5 protein-coding genes are annotated in these 8,034 nt (G+C 65.8%); all 5 read right to left on the bottom strand.

All coding sequences use genetic code 11. The features are described from left to right. A partial coding sequence (locus HP546_RS22130) for an endonuclease/exonuclease/phosphatase family protein (protein WP_172229447.1) occupies positions 1-549 on the bottom strand: 549 nt, incomplete at its 3' end. Between the two features lie 97 nt (positions 550-646). Continuing rightward, the gene (glgX, locus tag HP546_RS22125) at positions 647-2,800 is read right to left on the bottom strand and encodes a glycogen debranching protein GlgX (protein WP_172229445.1); all 2,154 of its coding nucleotides are present in this window, start codon (positions 2,798-2,800) and stop codon (positions 647-649) included. A gap of 85 nt (positions 2,801-2,885) precedes the next feature. Next, complete coding sequence (locus tag HP546_RS22120; protein WP_172229443.1) at positions 2,886-3,200, bottom strand: DUF2934 domain-containing protein; 315 nt, start codon at positions 3,198-3,200, stop codon at positions 2,886-2,888. Positions 3,201-3,214: 14 nt separating this feature from the next. After that, on the bottom strand, positions 3,215-5,989 hold the full coding sequence (locus HP546_RS22115) for a malto-oligosyltrehalose synthase (RefSeq protein WP_172229441.1): 2,775 nt from the start codon (positions 5,987-5,989) through the stop codon (positions 3,215-3,217). After that, the coding region (gene malQ / locus HP546_RS22110) for a 4-alpha-glucanotransferase (RefSeq protein WP_172229439.1) at positions 5,986-8,034 on the bottom strand (2,049 nt) is incomplete at its 5' end. The genes malQ and HP546_RS22115, both read right to left, overlap by 4 nt.

The following is an 8,034-nucleotide window of genomic DNA, read 5'->3' as shown; positions in this document are numbered from 1 at the left end:
GGCAATGATCACCGGGGCGTCGACGGGCAGGGAATCGAGCAATTCGCGCAGCAGTTGCAGTTGCTTCTGCCGGTGGCTTTCCAGCAACGACAGGTGCACACAGATGGCATGCACCTGGCGCTGGGGCAGGTCGAGGATGCAGTGCAACAGGCCGCGGCGCTCGGGGCCGGTGATCGACACGTCGAGGTTGCGGTGCTCGATGATCGGGTATTTGGACAGCAGCGCGTTGCCGTGGTGGCCGTCGGGATACACCGCATTGCGGCCGTAGGCGAAATCGCTCCACATGCTGTCGGCGAGGAACTCGTACTGGGAAGTCTGCGGCCAGCCAGGGTAGCGGGCAGCGTGGCGATCATGGCTGCCCAGCACTTCCTGCAGGAACACGATGTCGGCCTGGGTGCTGCGCACTGCCTCGCGCAGTTCCGGCAGGATGAAGCGCCGGTTGAAGGCGGTGAAACCCTTGTGGGTGTTCACCGTCAGCACCCGCAGGCGCTTCACGGCCGGAGCCTGGTCGATGCTGGCGAAACCTGGACTGCCGGCTTCGGGGTTCACGGGTACTCCTCGATCGCAGCTGGTGTGTGTTGCCTGCGCCAGACAGGGTCGGTACAGGCAACCAATACTCCATGGGACCGGCAATGACCCCTGGTGTTCACTCTTCGTCGCGTTGCAACACCATCAGCAACATCGACCGCCCCTTGACCTCGAAGGTGCTGTCGAACTGCAGGTGCTGCCCCTTGCGCAGCTCCGGCCGATCGGTATCGACCAGGCAGCTCCAGTAGTCGCCTTCGGGCACTGTGGGCAGCTGGAACGGCACGATGTCATGGTGGGCATTGACGATCAGCAGCACGGTGGCTTCGGCACCTGGTCGGGCGATGCCACTGACCTGCGCGCGACCATCGATAAGCATGCCCAGGCAACGCCCGTGCGGGTCTTCCCACTGCTCCACGCTCATCTCGCCGCCATCCGGGGCAAGCCAGGTCACGTCCTTGACCCCGATGGCCTCGTTGTAGTCACCCACCAGAAAGCGCGAGCGACGCAGCACGGGGTAGGCCAGGCGCAAGCGGGTGAGGCGTTTGACGAAGCTCAGCAGCTCCTTGCCTTCCTCGTCGAGGTCCCAGTTGACCCAGCCGATTTCGCTGTCCTGGCAATAGGCGTTGTTGTTGCCGTGCTGGGTGCGGCTGAATTCATCACCGGCAACGATCATCGGTGTGCCCTGGGCGAACAGCAAGGTGGCAAAGTAGTTGCGCATCTGGCGCATGCGCAGGGCATTGATCCCCGGGTCTTCGGTGGGGCCTTCGACGCCACAGTTCCAGGACAGGTTGTTGTCGGTGCCGTCCTGGTTGTTCTCGTCGTTGTCCTCGTTGTGCTTGTCGTTGTACGACACCAGGTCGCGCAAGGTGAAGCCATCGTGGGCGGTGATGAAATTGACCGACGAGTAGGGCCGGCGACCGCGGTTGTTGAACATGTCTCCGGAAGCCGCCATGCGCGCGGCAAAGTCGGCCAGCTGGCCTTCGTCACCCTTCCAGAAGGCACGCACGGTGTCGCGAAAGCGATCGTTCCATTCTGCCCAGCCTGGGGCAAAGTTGCCCACCTGATAGCCGCCAGGGCCGCAGTCCCACGGTTCGGCGATCAGCTTGACCTGACGTAGCAGCGGGTCCTGGCGGCAGGCAACGAGGAAGCTGTGACGCTCGCTGTAGCCCTCGTGGTAGCGACCGAGGATAGTCGCCAGGTCGAAGCGGAAACCGTCCACATGCATTTCGCCCGCCCAGTAACGCAGCGAGTCTGTGACCAGTTGCAGCACGCACGGGTGGCTGAGATCGAGGGTGTTGCCAGTGCCGGAATCGTTGATGTAATAGCGCTTGTTGTCGGGCATCAGGCGATAGTACGAAGCGTTGTCGATGCCGCGCATGGACAGCGTCGGGCCCTGCTCGTTGCCCTCGGCGGTGTGGTTGTAGACCACGTCCATGATCACTTCCAGGCCGGCATCGTGCAGGTGGGCGACCATTTCCTTGAATTCGGCAATCTTGCCACTGGCCAGGTAGCTGGGGTGCGGCGCGAAGAAGGCGATGCTGTTGTAGCCCCAGTAGTTGTTCAGGCCTTTCTGCAGCAGGTGCTGGTCATTGACGAAGGCATGAATGGGCAGCAGTTCGATGCTGGAAACACCCAGGTCCTTGATGTGCTTGAGCAGCTCGTCGTTGGCCAGGCCGGCGAAGGTGCCACGCAGGTTTTCCGGCACCGCCGGGTGGCGCATGCTGATGCCTTTGGTATGGGCCTCGTAGACGATGGTGCGCTCCCACGGGATCTGCACGCGCTGGTCACGGCCCCAGGTGAAGGCAGGGTCGATCACCTTGCACTTGGGCACGAAGGGCGCGCTGTCGCGCTCGTCGAACGACAGGTCGGCGTCGGGGTGGCCGATGGTATAGCCGAACAGCGCCTCGGACCATTTCAGCTGACCGACCAGCTGCTTGGCATAAGGGTCGATCAGCAGCTTGTTGGGGTTGAAACGGTGGCCGTTTTCCGGCTCGTACGGGCCATGGACGCGGTAGCCGTAGACCAGGCCTGGGTGCGCGTCCGGCAAGTAGCCGTGGTAGATCTCGTCGGTGTATTCGGGCAACTCGATGCGTTCGAGTTCCTGCTCGCCGGTGGAGTCGAACAGGCACAGCTCGACCTTGGTGGCGTTGGCCGAGAACAGGGCGAAGTTGACGCCCAGGCCATCCCATGTGGCACCCAGGGGATAGGGCAAGCCTTCGCGTAGACGCGACGGTGCAACGGAGCGGTTTTTCTTTGGGGTGCGCGGGCTCATGGCAGTCCTCATAGGGCCGGGAAAGGGGAAGCGATGGATACCTGCGGCCTCTTCGCGGGGTCACCCGGGAAGAGGCCGTAACGGCTCATCCCGCAGTGGGTTTTTTGGCCGCCCGCGGTTTTTTCGCTGCTGCCGGTTTTACCCCCGGCAGTGCAGCCACCTTGGGCTCGGCAGGTGGCTTGGGCGCAGCCGCGGGCTTGGCAGACGCCGCGGCCTTCGGCTTGGCCGCTACCTTGGCTTTGGCTGCCGATTTGCCCTTGCCTTCAGGCGCCAGTGCTTCGGCTTCGGCAAGCTTGCGGGCCATGTCCCAATGGCGGTCTTCCTGGCCCTCCGGTTTCCCCTCTGATTCCCAGATCTGGTAGGCGAACTCGCGTACACGTTTTTCATCGACACTCATCACGACGCTCCTGAATGCTAAACATGTTCAATCAACAGGTTGACTGGAAAGTCCGACAGCACGGCGCTTAACAGCAACTCTCTAACAGGGCTGACCACCGCCGCGCCGAAAAGTCCAGTCGAAGTGGCAGGGGACAGGGCAAACGGCAGACTTACCCGGGTATCCTCCCAGTTCTGTGCCGGGATCAGCGGGGTGGGTGAAGCACCCAGCAGGGTACTGGCCAGGCGTGGCGCGATGATGACTGCCCGCTCGCCTTCGCCCAGGCGGGCAAACGCCACCACCTTGTCGGCATGCCGGCCGTGCACGGTCAGCGGCAGGTAGGCACCACGGCGGAACAGCTCGGCATGCGACTGGCGGCAGTCCAGCACGCGGGCAATCAGGGCTTGCTTGATACGGCCGTCGTGCCAGTGCGCCAACAGCTCGCCGAGCGGCGTGGCGTCAGCCAGGGTGCTGCGCCTGGCAGCGTAGTCCACCGCGCGGCGGTTGTCCGGGTCTACCAGGCTGAAGTCCCAGTACTCGTTGCCCTGGTAGAGGTCTGGCACGCCGGGCACGGTCATGCGCATCAAAACCTGCACCAGGCTATTGAGTGCCCCCGGGCAGGCCAGCAACTGCGCTGCATCCGCCACGGACTTGCGCAGTTGCAGGTTCTGCGGGTCGAGCAGCAAGCCGTTCAGGTAGTTGGCACAGCACGCTTCATAGGCCTCGTTCGGGGCGCTCCAGCTGCTGCGCAGCTTGGCTTCGCGCAGGGCCTTCTGTTGCCACTGGCGGACCCGCTCGGCGTAGGCATGCAGCGCCTGGTCGTCGTGCGGATCAAGCTGCAAGGGCCAGCTGCCCAGCAGGGTCTGCAACAGCATCAACTCGTCGCCGGGGCTTGGCGCCAGGCCATCGTCCAGCTGCGCACGCAGTGGCTCGGCAAGCTCGCGCCAGTGCTCGACGCGGCTGGCCAACCAGGGGCCGCGTTCGCTCAGTACGGCCAGGCGTGCGCGGGTATCCTCGCCGCGCTTGTGGTCATGGGTGGCGGTGGCCAGCAGGTTGTCGGGGAAATCGCGCAGGCGCCGCTGGGCCTCGTTGTGAAAGGCCTCCAGTGGCGCACTGAAACGCTCGGCCTCAAAGCCCACGTCGTTGCGCGACAGCAGCCGGGCACTGCGGTAGAAGGCGGTGTCTTCCACGGCCTTGGCGGCGCTGGGTGCGGTCAGTTGCTGGAAGCGCACGCAGGCGTGGCGCAACTGCTTGCGCGCTCGGCCAGGGGGCAGCTGGCGCCAGGCGTGCCCACCCAGCCATTGCTCAAGCTGTTCGAGCAACGGCCAGTCGGCTTCGCTGAGGTCGTGCCGGGCGTTGGCCAGTGCCTGCTGGAAGAACGCTTCGTCCTGGGCAGGGCGGCCGCAGGCATTGAAGTAGGTGCGGTACACCGGGTAATGCGCCACCAGCGCCTGCAGCGCCCGGCGGATCGCACCCAGGGTCAGGTCGCGGGTCATGAGGTCGTTGCGTGCCACCTGCAACAGCGCCTGGGCCACCGACTCGCAGTCGCCGGCCAGGCTGGCGTTGAGCACCAGGTGCCGCGCCAGGCGTACCTCCTCGGGGAAATCGGGGCGCTCTGTCACGTTGGCCCACAGCTCAGTCAACGGCGCTTCGCCTGCGGGGTCGTGTTGCAGCAGCGACACCTGGTTCATGAACTCGTAGCCGGTGGTGCCGTCGGTAAGCCAGTCGCGATGCAGGTGTTCGTTGGCGCCGAGGATTTTTTCCACGTAGATCGGGAAGTGCTCCAGGGCCGCGTTAAGCGGGCGCCGCGCCAGCAGGCTCTCGACCCGGCGGCGCAGTTTGCGGCAGTAGCCACGCGGGTCGGCCAGACCGTCGATATGGTCGATACGCAGGCCATCCACCAGGCCGCGTTCGATCAGCTCGAACAGCTTGGCGTGGGTGGCTTCGAACACCACGGCACGTTCGACGCGCAGGCCGCCCAGCTCGTTGATGTCGAAAAAGCGCCGCCAGTTGATGTCGTCGGCGGCCGTGCGCCAGCTGGCCAGGCGGTAGGTCTGGCGCTCCAGCAGCAGGTGCAGGCGCTTGAAGCCGTTTTCGCTGCGGCTGTCGAAGGCCACCAGGGCCGATTCCAGATCGGCGCCTTCGTGCACCAGGCGCGCCAGTTCGGCTTGCAGCGGGAGTGCATCGGCCAGCGGCGTGGCCGACGCCTCCAGCGCGGTGAAGTGCTCGGCCAGGGCCTGCAGCGCAGGGTCCGGGCTAAGGGCCAGAATCCAGCCATAGTCGATCGGGCAGATCGGGAAGCGGTGCTCGTAATGGGCGACCTGCAGCAGCCCCTGGTGCTTGTCGAACTGCAGCGGCAGCTCGCCATTCTTCAGCGCCAGGCCGTAGTCGCTGCCCAGGAATGGCAGCAGCAACTGACCGGCCAGCAACGGGTCGCTGGAGTGCCACTGGATGTCGAAGAACTCGGCATAGGGGCTGCGCCTGCCCCAGGCCAGCAGGCTCTGCCACCAAGGGTTGTCGGCGCCGCCCACGGCCATGTGGTTGGACACGGTGTCGAGGATCAGCCCCATGCCGTGCTGGCGCAGGGCGGCCACCAGCCGTTCGAGTGCTGCTTCACCGCCCAGTTCCGGGTTGACCCGGGTAGGGTCGACCACGTCGTAGCCATGGCGTGAGCCGGCGCGGGCCTTGAGAATGGGCGATGCGTAAACATGGCTGATGCCCAGTTGGGCGAAGTACGGCACCAGCGGTACGGCGTGATCGAGTGTGAAGTCGCTGTGAAACTGTAGCCGCACGGTGGCGGTCAGCGGCTTCATCGGTCACGCTCCCACGCCTGCTCGCGGGCCTGTGCCAGCAGTTCCAGGCGCCGTGCGGCGTCTTCGTCGTCCAACAGTTCACGCGCCGGCCGGGCGAAGCGTCGGCGCCAGTTGGGGTGGCCGCTGGTGGTGCCCGGCAGGTTGGGCTGCTCGTCGCAGCCCAGCAGGTCTTCGAGGGGGACCAGCACCAGCGGGGCGCGGGTGTGGCCAACATAGCGTATGGCGGCGTCGATCACGGCGTCGTTGTCCTCAAGCGGGCCATAGTTGGATTCCAGCGTGCGGCGCAGGCCGGCGTGTTCTTTCTGCCGATCATGGCGCCAGTGCAGTTCGGTGGCAGCGTCGATCAGCTGCAACCGCTGGCTCCAGTCGATATCGCGGTTCTGCAGCCAGCCGCCCAGCGGGGCCAGGTCGTGGGTGCCGGTGGTGGCCAGCGCGTTGTCCGGCCAGTCCAGAATCGGGGTGAAGTTGCCAGGCGACGCTTGCTCGAATGGCAGTACGCGCATGCCCAGCACGTTCTTTTCCGCCAGAGCCTCCCGCAGCCCTTCGGGCACGGTACCCAGGTCTTCGCCCAGGATGATGGCTTCATGGCGCACCGATTCCAGCGCCAGCAGGCGCAGCAGGTCGTCCAGTGGGTAGTTCAGGTAGGCGCCGTCGCTGGGCTTGGCCCCAGGGGGGATCACCCACAACCGACGCAGGCCCATCACGTGGTCGATGCGCAGGCCGCCAGCGTGTGCCAGGTTGGCCCGCAGCATCTCGATGAAGGCGCGGTAGCCGTTGCGTTTGAGGCCTTCCGGCGAAAACCCGCAGATGCCCCAGGCCTGGCCGGAGCGGTTGAGGATGTCGGGCGGCGCACCCACCGTCAGCTTGGCCAGCAACTCATCCTGGCGGCTCCACGCCTGGCTGCCGGCACCGTCGGCACCCACTGCCAGATCGGCGATCAAGCCGATCGCCATGCCGTTGCCGCGCGCCGCTTCCTGGGCGCGTTGCAGGCTGCGTTCGGTCAGCCACTGGCAGAATGCGTGGAACTCGATGCGGGCCGGGTAGCTGGCGGCAAAGCTCTGCACTTCGGCATGGTAGGGGTCTCGCCAGGCCTCTGGCCAGTTGCGCCAGTCGGCACCCAGGCCCCGGTCGACGGCTTCGGCCTGCAGCACTTCGAAACGGCAATGGTGTTCCAGCGCTTCGCCAGCTGCCTCGCGAAAACTGTCGAAGTCGCTGCGCTGCGGGTGTTCGCCCTGGCTGAAGTCCTTGTACAACGCCTGCAACAGCCCGTGGCGCGCTTCGGCTGCCCGAGGCCAGTCCACCAGTGGTTCCTGCTCGAGCCGTTCCAGCGTCTGCTCCAGCCCGCAGGCCTGCACGGCCAGGCGCATGGCGCGCTCGCCGAGGATCGCAGCGGGGCTGGCGTACAGGGTGTTGAGCAGCAACCGGCTCGACGGCGAGTACGGGCTGTAGTGTTGCTGATCGAATGCCGAAAGCGCGTGGATCGGGCTGATGGCCAATGCATCGGCCCCGCGTTCGGCGGCGCTGCGTGCCAGCTGCTCCAGGGCCATGCAGTCGCCGAAACCGCCATCGCCGGGGCGGCGCAGGCTGTACAACTGCGCCGAGAGCCCCCAGCAACGTGCGGGCGGTTCGTTGACCCGGTCGTGCAGGGACACGCAGCCCGCGGGCGCAACGGCCAGCGTGAATGCATGGCCTTCGACTTGCAGCTGGTGGTAACCCACCGGCAGTTGGCCCGGTAACCGGCTTTCGGCATCGAGGCGCAATTGCAGTTCGGTACCGTCCTCGAGGCGGCACTGCACCGGGCTGCCGGCTGCGAAGTAGCGCCGCAGCGCCAGCGGCTTGCCTGCATCCGCCGTCAGCAGCGGCGGCACATGCTCGGCGTCATCGCTGTGCGCGATATTGGCCAGGCTGTCACGCAGTTGGGCATCGTCTGCGGCGGGGTGGCCGAGCGCTTCCAGTACCTGGCGCAGCACTTCGTCACTGACCTGCTGCGGGCGGTTGTTGGCGTCGATCCAGTCGCGCGCCAGCCCGGCTCGCTGGGCCAGCTG

It is taken from the genome of Pseudomonas sp. CM25, from assembly GCF_013179705.1.
In the GTDB taxonomy this organism is placed as follows: Bacteria; Pseudomonadota; Gammaproteobacteria; order Pseudomonadales; family Pseudomonadaceae; genus Aquipseudomonas.
This window is presented reverse-complemented; position numbering and strand designations above follow the sequence as displayed.